Raw genomic sequence first — 14441 nt, 5'->3', positions numbered from 1 at the left:
GACGGTTTACGTTTCGCTATCCGTGAAGGTGGCCGTACAGTTGGTGCTGGTGTTGTAGCTAAAATTATCGCGTAATAGCGACTTTAGTGAACACAGAAAAGGAAGCTTAGGCTTCCTTTTTTATTGCCCAAAAAATAAATTTTTACTAGCAAAAATACACAATATGTGTAAAATGCGCTTCAATTGTTGTGAAAAGACTTTTTAAAGACGATTTGAACAATGAGCTTGATCTTAATAAAAAGATCTGTATAATTGCTCACTCGCTGACTAGTCAGCGTAAATTAAAATGTTTAACCAATAAGGTTCTACATTTACATAGCGACTCCGATTGGGAGTCGAACGGTTAAATCATCTCGCTCTGCGTTCCTAAATGGAAAATGCTAGAGGGTGATTTTTTATATGTCCATTTTAGGAGCTCTGGTCAATGCAGAACCAAAGAATCCGTATCCGTCTGAAAGGCTTCGATCATCGTTTGATTGATCAGTCTACAGCGGAAATCGTTGAAACTGCTAAGCGCACAGGCGCGCAGGTACGTGGTCCTATTCCACTACCAACTCGCAAAGAGCGTTTTACCATTTTGATCTCTCCGCACGTTAATAAAGATGCACGTGATCAGTATGAAATTCGTACTCACAAGCGTTTAGTTGACATCGTAGAGCCAACAGAAAAGACAGTAGACGCATTAATGCGTTTAGATCTTGCGGCTGGTGTCGACGTTCAGATTAGCTTAGGTTAATTGAGATCCTTAGAAGAGGTTTGAGAGATGGCTATCGGTCTTATCGGTCGTAAAGTGGGTATGACTCGCATCTTCACTGAAGATGGTGTTTCAATCCCAGTAACAGTAATTGAAATTGCTGGCAACCGTGTTACTCAAGTGAAAACTTTAGAAACAGACGGTTACCGAGCACTTCAAGTGACTACTGGTACCAAAAAAGCCAATCGCATCACTAAAGCAGAAGCAGGTCACTTTGCCAAGGGCGGCGTTGAAGCCGGTCGTGGTTTGTGGGAAATGCGTTTAGCTGATGGTGAAGGCGAAGGCATTGAAGTTGGTGCTGAGCTTAATGTTGATATTTTCGCAGAAACTGTGAAAGTAGACGTTACCGGTCAATCAAAGGGTAAAGGTTTCCAAGGCGGCGTTAAGCGTTGGAACTTCCGTACTCAAGATATGACACACGGTAACTCTTTGGCACACCGTTCGAATGGTTCTATCGGTCAGAACCAAACGCCTGGTCGTGTATTCAAAGGCAAGAAAATGTCAGGCCATATGGGTGCTGAGCAAGTAACAACTCAAAATCTACACGTAGTACGTGTTGATGCAGAGCGTAACTTGTTATTAGTACGCGGCGCAGTTCCAGGCGCTACCAATGGTAACCTGATTATCAAGCCAGCAGTTAAAGCTTAAGGTCTGAGGAGATAGTAATGGAATTGGTATTGAAAGACGCGCAGAGCGCTCTTGAAGTTTCCGAAACTACCTTCGGCCGTGACTTTAACGAGGCATTGGTTCATCAGGTAGTTGTAGCTTACGCTGCAAACGCACGTCAAGGCACTCGTGCCCAAAAGACACGCGCGGAAGTAACTGGGTCAGGCAAAAAGCCTTGGCGTCAGAAAGGCACAGGCCGTGCTCGTGCCGGTAGTGTTAAAGGCCCAATCTGGCGTGGCGGTGGCGTAACATTCGCTGCTAAAACTCAAGATCACAGCCAAAAAGTTAACAAGAAGATGTACCGTGGTGCTCTTAGAAGCATTTTCTCTGAATTGGTACGTCAGGAACGTTTAGTTGTCGTTGAATCTTTTGGTGTTGAAGCTCCTAAAACTAAAGAGCTGAAAGCTAAATTAAAAGCAATGAACCTAGAAGACGTTCTAATTGTTACAGCTGAAGTTGATGAGAATTTATTCTTAGCAGCTCGCAACTTATACAAAGTTGACGTTCGTGACGTAGCGGGTCTAGACCCAGTTAGTCTAATTGCGTTCAACACTGTTCTTGTTACTGCTGATGCAGTGAAGCAAATCGAGGAGATGCTAGCATGATCCGCGAAGAACGTTTGCTAAAAGTTATTCTTGGTCCACATATCTCTGAAAAGAGTACTGTGCTTGCTGAGAAAAACAACACTGTAGTTTTCCGCGTAGCAATCGATGCAACTAAAGCAGAGATTAAAGCTGCAGTAGCGAAGCTATTTGAAGTTGAAGTTGATTCAGTTCGCACTTTAGTTAACAAAGGCAAAACCAAACGTACCGGTGGCCGTGTAGGTCGTCGCATCGATTGGAAAAAAGCTTATGTTACTTTAGCTGCAGGTGCTGAAATCGATTTCGTCGGCGGCGCTGAATAAGCAAAGGAGAATTATCATGGCAGTTATTAAGTGTAAGCCAACCTCTCCAGGTCGTCGCCACGTAGTTAAAGTGGTGAATACGGACCTGCATAAGGGTAAACCTTTTGCTGGCCTGTTGGCGAAAAAAACTAAAAGTGGTGGCCGTAATAATACTGGCCGTATCACTGTACGCCACGTAGGTGGTGGACATAAGCAGCATTACCGTATTGTTGACTTTAAACGCAACAAAGATGGTATCCCTGCGAAAGTTGAACGTCTTGAATACGATCCAAACCGTACAGCGCACATTGCGTTAGTACTGTATGCAGATGGTGAACGTCGTTATATTCTTGCTGCAAAAGGCATGAAAGCAGGCGACCCAATCCAATCTGGCTTGGATGCAGAAATCAAGACTGGTAACACCAGACCGTTACGCAACATTCCAGTAGGTAGTGTTGTACACGCTGTTGAAATGAAGCCTGGTAAAGGCGCTCAGATCGCACGTTCAGCTGGTGCTTATGTACAAGTTGTTGCTCGTGATGGTGCTTATGCAACTCTACGTCTTCGCTCTGGCGAAATGCGTAAAGTTCCAGTAGATTGCCGCGCGACATTTGGTGAAGTTGGTAACGCCGAGCATATGCTACGCCAGTTAGGCAAAGCAGGTGCTAAGCGCTGGAGAGGCATACGCCCTACAGTTCGAGGTGTTGCAATGAACCCAGTAGACCATCCACATGGTGGTGGTGAAGGCCGTACTTCTGGTGGACGTCATCCAGTGAGTCCATGGGGTGTGCCGACTAAGGGTTATAAAACTCGTAGCAACAAGCGCACTGATAAGTACATCGTACGTCGTCGTAATAAATAGTAAGAGGATTCGCCATGCCACGTTCTCTCAAGAAAGGTCCCTTCATTGACCTGCACTTGCTGAAGAAGGTAGAGAAAGCGATGGAAGCGGGAGACAAAAAGCCAATTAAGACTTGGTCTCGTCGCTCTATGATCATCCCTAATATGATTGGGTTGACCATCGCTGTCCATAATGGTCGTCAGCACGTACCTGTGTTCGTAACTGACGAAATGATCGGCCACAAGCTTGGTGAATTTTCACCAACTCGCACTTATCGCGGCCATGCTGCAGATAAGAAAGCGAAGAAGCGTTAATACGGGAGGAATAAGATGGAAGTTTTAGCTAAACATCGTTTTGCTCGTACGTCTGCGCAGAAGGCCCGTCTAGTTGCTGATCAAATTCGCGGGTTGCCTGTTTCTAAGGCTCTCGAGATATTGACGTTCAGCCCCAAGAAAGCCGCCGTACTAGTTAAAAAAGTACTTGACTCAGCTATCGCAAACGCCGAACACAACGAAGGTGCTGACATTGATGAGCTTAAAGTTGGAGCCGTCTTCGTAGATGAAGGCCCAACAATGAAGCGTATCATGCCACGTGCTAAAGGCCGCGCTGATCGTATCATGAAGCGTACCAGTCACATCACTGTGGTTGTAGCAGATCGCTAGGAGAAGAGAGCAATGGGACAGAAAGTACATCCTAATGGTATCCGTTTGGGTATCACTAAGCCTTGGATCTCTACCTGGTACGCAGATAAGTCAGACTATGCAAATAATCTGAACAGCGACTGGGAAGTGCGTCAATATTTAACTGAAAAGTTAAAAGCCGCATCAGTATCTAAGATTGTTATTGAACGCCCAGCGAAAAGCATCCGCGTTACTATTCATACTGCCCGTCCAGGTATTGTGATTGGTAAGAAAGGTGAAGACGTTGAAGTATTACGTGCTTATGTGTCTAAAATCACTGGCACTACTGCTCAAATCAACATCGCTGAGATTCGTAAGCCTGAATTAGACGCTAAGCTCGTTGCTGACTCTATTGCTCAGCAGTTAGAGCGTCGTGTTATGTTCCGTCGTGCTATGAAGCGCGCAGTACAAAACGCAATGCGCATTGGTGCTCAAGGTATCAAAGTTCAAGTGAGTGGCCGTTTAGGCGGTGCTGAAATCGCACGTGCAGAATGGTATCGTGAAGGTCGTGTACCTTTGCATACTTTACGTGCTGATATCGACTACTCAACCGCTGAAAGTCACACTCAATATGGTGTGATTGGTATTAAAGTTTGGATCTTCAAAGGCGAAGTTCTTGACGGTTTAATACCTGCGATTGAAGAGCCAAAGCAGCAACCTAAGCGTAAGCCTCGTGGTAAATAGGAGAAACTTTTATGCTGCAACCTAAACGTATGAAGTTTCGCAAGATGTTCAAGGGCCGTAACCGCGGTCTAGCGAACGGTACTGAAGTTAGCTTTGGTACTTTCGGTTTGAAAGCAGTCGGCCGTGGCCGTTTAACTGCACGTCAAATTGAATCTGCACGTCGTGCCATGACACGTCACGTTAAACGTCAAGGACAAATTTGGATTCGAGTTTTCCCTGACAAGCCAATTACCTCTAAGCCTCTTGAAGTGCGTATGGGTAAAGGTAAAGGTAACGTTGAATACTGGGTATGTCAGATTCAACCTGGTAAGGTTCTTTATGAGATGGATGGTGTTCCTGAATCGTTGGCTCGTGAAGCCTTCGCTTTAGCATCTGCTAAACTTCCAATAAAGACTACCTTCGTAACTAAGACGGTGATGTAATGAAAGCGAGCGAACTAAGAGAAAAGAGCGTTGAAGAACTTAACGCTGAATTACTTGGTCTGCTGCGTGAGCAGTTTAACCTGCGTATGCAACACGCTACTGGTCAATTGACTCAAACGAATCAATTGAAACTAGTGCGTCGTAACATTGCACGTGTTAAGACCATTATTACTTCTAAGGCAGGTGCGTAATGTCTGATAAAATCCGTACTTTGCAAGGTAAAGTTATTAGCAACAAAATGGACAAGTCTATTACTGTTGCTATTGAGCGCCAAGTGAAACATCCTATTTATGGGAAGTACATTAAGCGTACAACTAAGATCCATGCACATGACGAAACTAATCAGTGTAATGAAGGTGACTTCGTGGCAATTAGCCAGTGTCGTCCTCTATCTAAGACTAAGTCTTGGACACTAGCTGAAGTAGTAACTAAAGCCTAATTTTTAATTAGGTTAACGTAAACGGCCCCAGCTTTTGGGGCCGTTTGTATATTTTGCTATGCATTCCTAAATTGTGTGTTATACTTGCGCGCCAAATTTATGTTAATTATTACTTAAATTTGGTTCAAAAATATACTCCCATAGTGGGATTGTGTTGTAACGATAGCGGAGCACTTGAAATGATCCAAATGCAATCGACTCTAGACGTCGCATGTAACAGCGGCGCACGCAGAGTTCAGTGTATTAAGGTCTTGGGTGGCTCTCATCGTCGTTATGCCGGTATCGGCGACATCATCAAAGTTTCTGTAAAAGAAGCCATTCCACGCGCTAAAGCGAAGAAAGGTGATGTATATAACGCGGTGGTAGTCCGTACTAAGAAAGGCGTACGTCGTCCAGACGGTTCTGTCATTCGCTTCGATCGGAATGCAGCGGTATTGCTTAATGCAAACCTTGCACCGATTGGTACTCGTATCTTTGGCCCAGTGACACGTGAATTGCGTAATGATAAATTCATGAAAATTGTCTCGCTGGCACCAGAAGTACTGTAAGGAGCTTCAAATGGCAGCTAAAATCCGTCGTGAAGACGAAGTAATTATATTAGCAGGTAAAGACAAAGGAAGCCGCGGTAAGGTTTCTCAAGTATTACCTACTGGTAAGTTAATTGTTGAAGGCTTTAATCTAGTTAAAAAGCACCAGAAACCTAACCCTCAATTGGGTGTTGCTGGCGGCGTTATCGAGAAAGAAGCACCGATGCAAGCATCAAACGTTGCGATCTTTAACCAAGCCACAGGCAAGGCAGATCGTGTTGGTTTCCGATTTGAAGACGGCAAAAAAGTTCGTTTCTTTAAATCGAACAGCGAACTCGTTAAGTAATTTGGAGTAAACGATGGCGAAACTGCATGATAAATATCAAGAGACTGTAGTTGCTGAACTAGCTAAAAAGTTCGGCTACAGCAGTGTCATGCAAGTCCCTCGGATTGAAAAAATCACCCTAAACATGGGTGTGGGCGAAGCTGTTGCAGATAAGAAAGTTATGGAGCATGCGCTCCGTGACATGACTGCAATCGCTGGCCAGAAACCAATTGTAACTGTTGCTCGTAAATCAGTTGCTGGTTTTAAAATCCGTGAAGGCTACCCTATTGGCTGTAAAGTTACCCTACGCGGTGAGCGTATGTGGGAATTTTTAGAGCGTTTAGTTGACATTGCAATACCACGTATTCGTGATTTCCGAGGCTTAAGCGCTAAAGCGTTTGACGGCCGTGGTAATTACGCAATGGGCGTGCGTGAGCAGATCATCTTCCCAGAAATCGATTATGATAAAATCGATAAAATTCGTGGTATGGATATTGTTATCACTACTACTGCGAAGAATGATGAAGAAGGTCGTGCTTTGTTAGACGCTTTTAACTTCCCATTCAAGAAATAAGGGTAGCATAATGGCAAAAACATCTATGAAAGCACGTGAAGCAAAACGTGCGCAGCTCGTAGCTAAATATGCTGAAAAGCGTTTAGCACTTAAGGCTATTATCAGCAGCCCTGCAACTTCTGAAGAAGATCGCTGGGATGCCGTACTTAAGTTACAAGCTCTACCACGTGATTCTAGCGCTGCGCGTCAACGCAACCGCTGTAATCAAACTGGTCGCCCACATGGTTTCCTACGTAAATTCGGCTTAAGCCGTATTAAATTACGTGAAGCAACCATGCGTGGTGAAGTTCCTGGTCTGCGTAAGGCCAGCTGGTAAGTACTTGTCACGGAGTAAGCTAATATGAGCATGCAAGATCCTATTGCGGATATGTTAACCCGTATTCGTAACGGCCAAGCTGCTAACCACGTATCTGTTAAGATGCCTTCAGCTAAGTTAAAAGTAGCAATTGCGAAATTACTTAAAGATGAAGGTTTCATTACTGAATACGCCGTAGCAGATGAAGCCAAGCCTGAATTAGAAATTACGTTAAAGTACTTTCAAGGCAAACCAGTCGTTGAGACTATCCAGCGTGTAAGTCGCCCTGGACTTCGTATTTACAAAGGTAAAGACGAACTTCCAAAGGTGATGGGCGGTCTGGGTATCGCAATTGTGTCCACTTCTCAAGGCTTGATGACTGATCGCGCCGCCCGCCAAAATGGCACGGGTGGCGAGGTTATCTGCTACGTAGCGTAAGGAGCTAGAAATGTCTCGTGTTGCAAAAGCACCAGTCACTGTTCCTGCTGGCGTAGAGGTGACTTTAAACGAACAGACCTTAACTGTTAAAGGCAGTAAAGGAAGTCTGACTCGAGTAATCAACAATGCGGTAAATGTTGTTATCGAAGATGCACAAGTGAAGTTTCTTCCTGTTGATGGCGTTTCTAACGCTTGGGCACAGGCTGGTACTGCACGTGCACTAGTAAACAATATGGTTGTTGGTGTATCTCAAGGTTTTGTGAAAAAACTTAAATTAGTTGGTGTAGGTTACCGTGCAAAGATTGCAGGTAGTGACTTAGATTTAACTTTAGGTTTCTCACATCCATTAGTACACAAACTGCCCGCAGGCGTTACTGCAGAGTGTCCTAGCCAAACTGAAATCGTGCTTTCGGGCGTCGATAAACAAGTTGTTGGTCAGGTTGCTGCTGAAATTCGCGGATATCGTCCACCAGAGCCTTATAAAGGCAAGGGTGTTCGTTATGATGACGAAATAGTACGCCGTAAAGAGGCTAAGAAGAAGTAGGTAACGCGATATGGATAAGAAAACATCTCGCTTACGTCGCGCGTTACGTGCACGTAAGAAGATCCAAGAGCTGGGCGTGAATCGTCTGGTTGTACATCGTACACCGCGTCACATTTATGCTCAGGTGATCAATCCTGAAGCTCAGGTGTTGGCAGTTGCTTCAACCGTGGAAAAAGCGGTTAAAGAGCTACTAAAGAGTACCGGTAACGTTGATGCGGCTAAAGCAGTAGGTAAAATTGTTGCTGAGCGTGCGATCGAGAAGGGCGTAGCAACAGTTGCGTTCGACCGTTCTGGTTTCAAGTATCATGGTCGTGTAGCTGCACTAGCAGATGCCGCTCGTGAAGCTGGCCTGAAGTTCTAAGGGGTTATAAAAATGGCTAAATTAGAAGCTCAGCAAAAAGACGATCTGCAAGAGAAATTAATTGCAGTTAATCGTGTTTCTAAAGTAGTTAAGGGCGGTCGTATCTTTAGCTTCACAGCACTAACAGTAGTGGGTGACGGTAATGGTAAGATTGGCTATGGCTATGGTAAAGCGCGTGAAGTTCCAGCTGCTATTCAAAAAGCAATGGAAAAAGCCCGACGTAATATGGTAACAGTGGAGTTGAATGCAGGTACTTTGCATCACCCAGTTAAAGGTCGCCATACTGGTTCAAAAGTTTATATGCAACCAGCATCACAGGGTACCGGTATTATTGCCGGTGGCGCAATGCGTGCCGTATTGGAAGTAGCAGGCGTTCATAACGTTCTGTCAAAAGCATACGGTTCTACTAACCCGATCAACATCGTTCGCGCAACTGTCGATGCGTTGGTGCACATGAAGTCACCAGCTCAAATCGCAGCAAAACGTGGCCTGAATGTTGATGAGATTCGGGGGTAATGCACCATGGCTACTAAAACTTTAAAAGTCACACAGACTAAAAGCAGCATTGGTCGTTTACCAAAACACCGTGCAACCTTAACCGGTTTAGGCCTACGCCGCATTAATCACACTGTTGAAGTTGAAGATACACCTTCAGTTCGCGGTATGATTAACAAGGTGTACTACATGGTTTCGGTGGAGGAATTAGGATAATGCGTCTAAATACTCTATCTCCAGCAGCAGGTTCTAAATCTGCTCCTAAGCGTGTAGGCCGTGGTATCGGTTCAGGTTTAGGTAAAACAGCGGGACGTGGCCATAAAGGTCAGAAGTCTCGTTCAGGCGGCGGTGTTCGCGTCGGTTTCGAGGGTGGTCAAATGCCACTTAAGATTCGTTTACCTAAGTTTGGCTTTACTTCGCGTCGCGCTTTGGTAACAGCTGAAGTTCGTTTACTCGAACTAGCAAAAGTTAACGGTGATGTTGTCGATTTGAATGCACTGAAAGATGCGAACGTTATTACTCGCAACATCCAGTTTGCGAAAATCGTTCTTTCAGGTACCATTGACCGCCCAGTGACTGTAAAAGGTCTCAAGGTAACCAAAGGTGCTCGTGCAGCTATTGAAGCTGCCGGTGGCAAGATCGAGGAATAATACGTCGATGGCAAAACCAGGACTTGATTTAAAAAGCGCGAAAGGCGGTTTATCTGAACTGAAAACTCGTCTTCTGTTCGTGATTGGTGCGATTATCGTCTTTAGAGCCGGTTCGTTCGTGCCAATTCCTGGTATTGACGCAGCTGTATTGGCAGAGCTATTTGCTCAGCAAAAAGATACCATCCTTGGCATGTTTAACATGTTCTCGGGTGGTGCTTTAGAGCGTGCTTCTATCTTTGCATTAGGTATTATGCCGTATATTTCGGCATCTATCATAATGCAGTTATTGACTGTTGTGCATCCTGCACTCGCTGAATTGAAAAAGGAAGGCGAATCAGGACGCAAGAAAATTAGTCAATATACTAGATATGGCACACTCGTGTTGGGTACGCTGCAATCTGTCGGTATTGCAACGGGTTTACCAAATCTTATGCCTGGCCTTGTGGCCAATCCAGGATTTGGTTTCTACTTTGTTGCAATTGTGAGCTTAGTAACAGGAACTATGTTCCTTATGTGGCTAGGTGAGCAAATTACCGAACGTGGTATTGGTAATGGTATCTCGATTTTAATTTTCGCAGGTATTGTTGCTGGTCTACCATCGGCCATCGGCTCTACAGCCGAGCAGGCGCGTCAAGGTGACATGAATGTATTAGTACTACTGTTGCTCGCAGTGATTGTATTTGCTGTAACATATTTAGTGGTATTTGTGGAACGTGGTCAACGTCGTATCGTCGTTAACTACGCTAAACGCCAACAAGGCCGTAAGGTTTTTGCAGCGCAAAGCACACATTTACCATTAAAAATAAATATGGCAGGTGTGATTCCACCAATTTTTGCTTCCAGCATTATTTTGTTTCCAGGCACACTGGCTCAGTGGTTTGGTTCAAATGAGTCCATGTCATGGTTAAGCGATTTCGCTTTAGCTGTGTCTCCAGGACAACCGCTGTACTCATTATTGTATGCGACAGCAATCATCTTTTTCTGTTTCTTCTATACTGCGTTGGTATTTAACCCTCGCGAGACAGCTGATAACTTGAAGAAGAGTGGTGCATTCATTCCTGGGATCCGTCCCGGAGAACAGACTTCGCGTTACATTGATAAAGTCATGACACGTTTAACCTTAGCGGGTGCGTTGTACATTACATTTATCTGCTTAATTCCGGAGTTCATGTTAATTGCGTGGAAAGTACAGTTCTATTTTGGCGGTACTTCACTACTTATTATAGTAGTCGTAATCATGGACTTCATGGCTCAGGTTCAGACCCATATGATGTCACATCAGTATGAGTCTGTGATGAAGAAAGCCAATCTTGTCAACAAAGCGAATTTAGATCGTTTTGGTAAATAAGATTTGTTTTACGGAGTGATGAAATGAAAGTTCGAGCTTCCGTTAAGAAGATCTGCCGTAATTGCAAGATCGTCAAGCGTAGTGGTGTTGTTCGTGTTATTTGTATTGAACCTAAACACAAACAGCGTCAAGGCTAGAAAGAAGTTTGGTCAGCTCAATAATGGGCTGACCAAAATATTGTTTGCAAATTTGTTGTCTGTCGAGTATCCTTTCGGGCTTTTCGCAGATAGCCTTTAACTTTAAGGAGTGCATAGTGGCCCGTATCGCTGGCATTAACATTCCTGATCAAAAGCATACAGTCATTGCGTTGACTGCTATTTTTGGTATTGGACGTACACGCGCTAGAGCAATCTGCGCATCTACTTCAATTGCTGAAGATGCTAAGATCAAGGAATTGAGCGAAGCTCAAATAGATATCCTACGCGAAGAAGTCGCCAAATACACTGTAGAAGGTGACTTGCGTCGTGAGATTTCAATGAACATCAAGCGTCTTATGGATCTTGGTTGTTATCGTGGTCTCCGCCATCGTCGTAGCCTGCCCCTTCGTGGGCAACGTACTAAGACCAATGCGCGTACGCGTAAAGGTCCACGTAAGCCAATCAGAAAGTAACGGGAAGGTAAACCAAAATGGCTAAAGTTCCGTCACGTTCTCCGCGTAAGCGCGTACGTAAACAGGTTGCAGATGGCATGGCTCATATCCATGCGTCTTTCAACAACACAATTGTCACCATTACAGATCGTCAAGGTAATGCGTTGTCATGGGCTACCTCAGGTGGTTCTGGTTTCCGTGGTTCACGTAAATCAACGCCATTCGCTGCGCAGGTTGCTGCTGAGCGTGCAGGTATTGCAGCTCAAGACTACGGTGTTAAAAACCTTGAAGTTTTCGTGAAGGGTCCTGGTCCAGGTCGTGAATCAGCCATTCGTGCGCTGAACGCTGTTGGTTATAAAATTACCAATATTACCGATGTGACGCCTATCCCTCATAATGGCTGTCGTCCACCTAAAAAGCGTCGTGTATAACACTGCGTATATAGGATAGTTGGAGAAAGATCATGGCAAGATACTTGGGTCCTAAGCTCAAGCTCAGCCGCAGAGAAGGTACAGACCTTTTCCTAAAAAGCGGTGTGAGAGCAATCGATTCGAAGTGTAAGCTAGAAACTGCACCTGGACAACATGGCGCACGTAAGCCACGTTTGTCTGAGTATGGTATTCAGTTACGCGAGAAACAAAAAGTTCGTCGTATTTATGGTGTGCTAGAAAAGCAATTCCGTAACTACTACAAAGAAGCTGCACGTCTAAAAGGCAATACTGGTGAAAACCTTTTGCAACTTTTAGAAGTCCGCCTAGATAACGTAGTTTATCGTATGGGTTTCGGTTCTACTCGTGCAGAATCACGTCAGCTAGTAAGCCATAAATCTGTTATGGTTAACGGTCGTGTTGTTAACATTCCGTCATTCAAAGTGTCTGCGAATGATGTTGTAAGCATCCGTGAAAAGTCACGTACTCAAGCTCGTATTAAAGCGGCTTTAGAAGTGGCTGGTCAACGCGAAAAGCCTACATGGGTAGAAGTCGACAATGCGAAAATGGAAGGTGCTTTTAAGCGCGTTCCAGAACGTAGCGATTTGTCTGCGGATATTAACGAACAGCTGATCGTCGAGCTTTACTCTAAGTAAAGCTAACAAACAAGAGAGGACACAATGCAGGGTTCTGTTACAGAATTTCTTAAACCGCGTCTCGTTGATATTGAGCAGGTTAATTCAACTCGCGCCAAAGTTACACTAGAGCCACTAGAACGTGGTTTTGGCCATACCTTAGGTAACGCGTTGCGTCGCATCCTATTGTCGTCTATGCCTGGCTGTGCAGTTACTGAAGTCGAAATTGACGGTGTGCTGCATGAATACAGCAGTAAGGAAGGCGTACAAGAAGATATCCTTGAGATATTGCTAAATCTTAAGGGATTAGCAGTGACCATCGAGGGTAAAGACGAGGCTTTGCTTACATTAAGCAAGTCCGGCACAGGCCCTGTTACAGCAGCAGATATCACGCATGATGGTGATGTTACCATCGTGAATCCTGATCATGTTATCTGTCACTTGACTGGTAATAATGATATCAGCATGCGTATCCGCGTTGAGCGTGGTCGTGGTTATGTGCCAGCTTCGGCTCGTGCACAAACTGAAGACGATGATCGCCCAATCGGTCGTTTGTTGGTTGATGCTTCTTTTTCACCTGTTGCTCGCATTGCTTATAATGTTGAAGCTGCTCGTGTTGAACAACGTACTGACTTAGATAAACTTGTGATAGATATGACCACAAATGGTACTATCGATCCTGAGGAAGCAATTCGTCGTTCTGCAACTATTTTAGCTGAACAGCTAGATGCGTTCGTTGAACTACGTGATGTTACTGAGCAGGCTGTTGTAGAAGAGAAACCGGAGTTCGATCCGATTTTGCTGCGTCCTGTCGACGATTTAGAGCTAACTGTACGTTCGGCTAACTGTTTAAAAGCCGAAGCGATTCATTACATCGGAGATCTGGTACAACGCACTGAAGTTGAGTTGCTTAAGACCCCTAACTTAGGTAAGAAATCTCTTACTGAAATTAAGGATGTTTTAGCGTCTCGCGGACTGTCGTTAGGTATGCGTCTAGAAAACTGGCCACCGGCTAGTTTAGCAGACGACCTATAAGTCTCAGGTTAGTACAGATTTAGGTTATAAGGATTAGGTCATGCGCCATCGTAAGAGTGGTCGTCAACTAAACCGCAACAGCAGTCATCGTCAAGCTATGTTCCGTAACATGGCTTGTTCAATAGTTCGTCATGAGATTATCAAGACAACTGTAGCTAAAGCGAAAGAACTGCGTCGCGTTGTTGAACCTCTAATAACACTTGCTAAAGTTGACAGCGTTGCAAATCGCCGTTTAGCTTTCGCTCGTACCCGCGACGCTGAAGTTGTAGGTAAGTTATTTACTGAATTGGGTCCACGCTTCCAGGAACGTCCTGGTGGTTACACTCGTATTCTTAAGTGCGGTCTACGTACCGGTGATAAAGCCCCAATGGCTTACATCGAGTTAGTAGGTCGTCCTGAAGCTGCTGAAGCTGTTGAAGTTGAAGCTGCTGAGTAATTAGTTACTCACCGAAAAACCGAGCCTGGCTCGGTTTTTTTTTCTTCTTTTTTCACTCAGATTACTTTTTATTTTTTTCGTACTCCTTACTATCTATATCCTCAACATAACAATGTTAATTTTGGTAAAGCATTAGCTATCAACTAAGTTTGGTTATATTTTTAATTACATAATTGCTCTCTGTGTAACCAATTAGTTTATCAACTTAGGCGTTTGACTTGTGCTTTTAGTTGACGAATTTCCTGCTGCTCAGGTGTTAGCTTGCCGTTTCCTCTGAATGCATGATCATCATCATTTTCGGATTCTTTTATCCAGCGACCGAGGAGCTGAGCACTCACTTCTAGATTTCTTGAAGCTTCAGCAATGCTATAATTTTGCTCTCTTACCAGCGC

The 14441-nt window shown here is 44.5% G+C and carries 29 protein-coding genes and 1 pseudogene; 29 read left to right on the top strand and 1 reads right to left on the bottom strand.

Features of this window, described 5'->3' with window-relative positions:
- The 29 genes from H5202_RS10620 to rplQ all read left to right on the top strand — a co-directional run.
- The coding region (locus H5202_RS10620; RefSeq protein ID WP_220493829.1) for a hypothetical protein at positions 1–75 on the top strand (75 nt) is incomplete at its 5' end.
- Between the two features lie 349 nt (positions 76–424).
- A complete protein-coding gene (rpsJ, locus tag H5202_RS10615) occupies positions 425–736 on the top strand; it encodes a 30S ribosomal protein S10 (protein ID WP_124729273.1) in 312 nt (103 codons plus the stop codon).
- Positions 737–763: 27 nt separating this feature from the next.
- Positions 764–1402: a 50S ribosomal protein L3 gene (rplC, locus tag H5202_RS10610; protein WP_182772039.1), complete on the top strand. Its 639-nt coding sequence runs from the start codon at positions 764–766 to the stop codon at positions 1400–1402.
- A 17-nt stretch (positions 1403–1419) separates the two neighbouring features.
- Positions 1420–2025 carry a 50S ribosomal protein L4 gene (gene rplD / locus H5202_RS10605; RefSeq protein WP_182772038.1) on the top strand — a complete coding sequence of 202 codons (606 nt, stop codon included), beginning with the start codon at positions 1420–1422 and terminating at the stop codon, positions 2023–2025.
- Positions 2022–2324: a 50S ribosomal protein L23 gene (gene rplW, locus H5202_RS10600; RefSeq protein ID WP_011635642.1), complete on the top strand. Its 303-nt coding sequence runs from the start codon at positions 2022–2024 to the stop codon at positions 2322–2324. The genes rplD and rplW overlap by 4 nt, the downstream gene beginning before the upstream one ends.
- Before the next feature lie 16 nt (positions 2325–2340).
- A complete protein-coding gene (gene rplB, locus H5202_RS10595) occupies positions 2341–3165 on the top strand; it encodes a 50S ribosomal protein L2 (protein ID WP_182772037.1) in 825 nt (274 codons plus the stop codon).
- A 14-nt stretch (positions 3166–3179) separates the two neighbouring features.
- Positions 3180–3458, top strand: coding sequence for a 30S ribosomal protein S19 (gene rpsS / locus H5202_RS10590; RefSeq protein ID WP_006083596.1), 279 nt, complete (start codon positions 3180–3182; stop codon positions 3456–3458).
- A 15-nt stretch (positions 3459–3473) separates the two neighbouring features.
- Entirely contained in the window at positions 3474–3806 is a 333-nt protein-coding gene (gene rplV, locus H5202_RS10585; protein ID WP_011635644.1) for a 50S ribosomal protein L22, read from the top strand.
- A 12-nt stretch (positions 3807–3818) separates the two neighbouring features.
- Positions 3819–4508: a 30S ribosomal protein S3 gene (rpsC, locus tag H5202_RS10580; protein WP_124013991.1), complete on the top strand. Its 690-nt coding sequence runs from the start codon at positions 3819–3821 to the stop codon at positions 4506–4508.
- An 11-nt stretch (positions 4509–4519) separates the two neighbouring features.
- On the top strand, positions 4520–4930 hold the full coding sequence (rplP, locus tag H5202_RS10575; protein WP_011494641.1) for a 50S ribosomal protein L16: 411 nt from the start codon (positions 4520–4522) through the stop codon (positions 4928–4930).
- The gene (rpmC, locus tag H5202_RS10570; protein ID WP_006083592.1) at positions 4930–5121 is read left to right on the top strand and encodes a 50S ribosomal protein L29; all 192 of its coding nucleotides are present in this window, start codon (positions 4930–4932) and stop codon (positions 5119–5121) included. The genes rplP and rpmC overlap by 1 nt, the downstream gene beginning before the upstream one ends.
- Positions 5121–5369: a 30S ribosomal protein S17 gene (gene rpsQ / locus H5202_RS10565; protein ID WP_124017688.1), complete on the top strand. Its 249-nt coding sequence runs from the start codon at positions 5121–5123 to the stop codon at positions 5367–5369. Before rpmC ends, rpsQ begins: the two co-directional genes overlap by 1 nt.
- Positions 5370–5548: 179 nt before the next feature.
- Entirely contained in the window at positions 5549–5917 is a 369-nt protein-coding gene (gene rplN, locus H5202_RS10560) for a 50S ribosomal protein L14 (RefSeq protein ID WP_011635649.1), read from the top strand.
- Positions 5918–5927: 10 nt separating this feature from the next.
- Complete coding sequence (rplX, locus tag H5202_RS10555; protein ID WP_011635650.1) at positions 5928–6242, top strand: 50S ribosomal protein L24; 315 nt, start codon at positions 5928–5930, stop codon at positions 6240–6242.
- 13 nt (positions 6243–6255) lie between these two features.
- Positions 6256–6795, top strand: a complete 540-nt coding sequence (gene rplE, locus H5202_RS10550) for a 50S ribosomal protein L5 (protein WP_011635651.1) — start codon at positions 6256–6258, stop codon at positions 6793–6795.
- A 10-nt stretch (positions 6796–6805) separates the two neighbouring features.
- The gene (gene rpsN / locus H5202_RS10545; protein ID WP_011635652.1) at positions 6806–7111 is read left to right on the top strand and encodes a 30S ribosomal protein S14; all 306 of its coding nucleotides are present in this window, start codon (positions 6806–6808) and stop codon (positions 7109–7111) included.
- A 24-nt stretch (positions 7112–7135) separates the two neighbouring features.
- The gene (rpsH, locus tag H5202_RS10540; RefSeq protein ID WP_011635653.1) at positions 7136–7528 is read left to right on the top strand and encodes a 30S ribosomal protein S8; all 393 of its coding nucleotides are present in this window, start codon (positions 7136–7138) and stop codon (positions 7526–7528) included.
- Positions 7529–7538: 10 nt separating this feature from the next.
- A complete protein-coding gene (gene rplF / locus H5202_RS10535) occupies positions 7539–8072 on the top strand; it encodes a 50S ribosomal protein L6 (RefSeq protein WP_011635654.1) in 534 nt (177 codons plus the stop codon).
- 10 nt (positions 8073–8082) lie between these two features.
- A complete protein-coding gene (gene rplR / locus H5202_RS10530; RefSeq protein WP_011635655.1) occupies positions 8083–8433 on the top strand; it encodes a 50S ribosomal protein L18 in 351 nt (116 codons plus the stop codon).
- A 12-nt stretch (positions 8434–8445) separates the two neighbouring features.
- Positions 8446–8949 carry a 30S ribosomal protein S5 gene (rpsE, locus tag H5202_RS10525; protein WP_011494651.1) on the top strand — a complete coding sequence of 168 codons (504 nt, stop codon included), beginning with the start codon at positions 8446–8448 and terminating at the stop codon, positions 8947–8949.
- A gap of 6 nt (positions 8950–8955) precedes the next feature.
- Positions 8956–9144, top strand: a complete 189-nt coding sequence (rpmD, locus tag H5202_RS10520) for a 50S ribosomal protein L30 (RefSeq protein ID WP_011635656.1) — start codon at positions 8956–8958, stop codon at positions 9142–9144.
- Positions 9144–9578, top strand: a complete 435-nt coding sequence (rplO, locus tag H5202_RS10515) for a 50S ribosomal protein L15 (protein WP_011635657.1) — start codon at positions 9144–9146, stop codon at positions 9576–9578. Before rpmD ends, rplO begins: the two co-directional genes overlap by 1 nt.
- Before the next feature lie 7 nt (positions 9579–9585).
- A complete protein-coding gene (secY, locus tag H5202_RS10510; RefSeq protein WP_182772036.1) occupies positions 9586–10926 on the top strand; it encodes a preprotein translocase subunit SecY in 1341 nt (446 codons plus the stop codon).
- Positions 10927–10949: 23 nt separating this feature from the next.
- Positions 10950–11063 (top strand): 50S ribosomal protein L36, encoded by a 114-nt coding sequence (rpmJ, locus tag H5202_RS10505; RefSeq protein ID WP_011635659.1) that lies wholly within the window; start codon positions 10950–10952, stop codon positions 11061–11063.
- Between the two features lie 116 nt (positions 11064–11179).
- Positions 11180–11536 carry a 30S ribosomal protein S13 gene (gene rpsM, locus H5202_RS10500; protein ID WP_011635660.1) on the top strand — a complete coding sequence of 119 codons (357 nt, stop codon included), beginning with the start codon at positions 11180–11182 and terminating at the stop codon, positions 11534–11536.
- A gap of 17 nt (positions 11537–11553) precedes the next feature.
- Positions 11554–11946 carry a 30S ribosomal protein S11 gene (gene rpsK / locus H5202_RS10495; RefSeq protein ID WP_011635661.1) on the top strand — a complete coding sequence of 131 codons (393 nt, stop codon included), beginning with the start codon at positions 11554–11556 and terminating at the stop codon, positions 11944–11946.
- A gap of 32 nt (positions 11947–11978) precedes the next feature.
- Positions 11979–12599, top strand: coding sequence for a 30S ribosomal protein S4 (gene rpsD / locus H5202_RS10490; RefSeq protein ID WP_011635662.1), 621 nt, complete (start codon positions 11979–11981; stop codon positions 12597–12599).
- Between the two features lie 24 nt (positions 12600–12623).
- Complete coding sequence (locus tag H5202_RS10485) at positions 12624–13613, top strand: DNA-directed RNA polymerase subunit alpha (protein WP_011635663.1); 990 nt, start codon at positions 12624–12626, stop codon at positions 13611–13613.
- Between the two features lie 40 nt (positions 13614–13653).
- Complete coding sequence (rplQ, locus tag H5202_RS10480; protein WP_011635664.1) at positions 13654–14049, top strand: 50S ribosomal protein L17; 396 nt, start codon at positions 13654–13656, stop codon at positions 14047–14049.
- 206 nt (positions 14050–14255) lie between these two features.
- Here rplQ and H5202_RS10475 read toward each other — a convergent pair.
- Positions 14256–14441, bottom strand: a pseudogene (locus H5202_RS10475) (transposase); the annotation flags it as partial.

It is taken from the genome of Shewanella sp. SG41-4, assembly GCF_014164505.1.
Lineage (GTDB): Bacteria > Pseudomonadota > Gammaproteobacteria > Enterobacterales > Shewanellaceae > Shewanella.
Note: the sequence above shows the minus strand (reverse complement) of the source record. Positions and strands in the feature narration are given on the sequence as shown.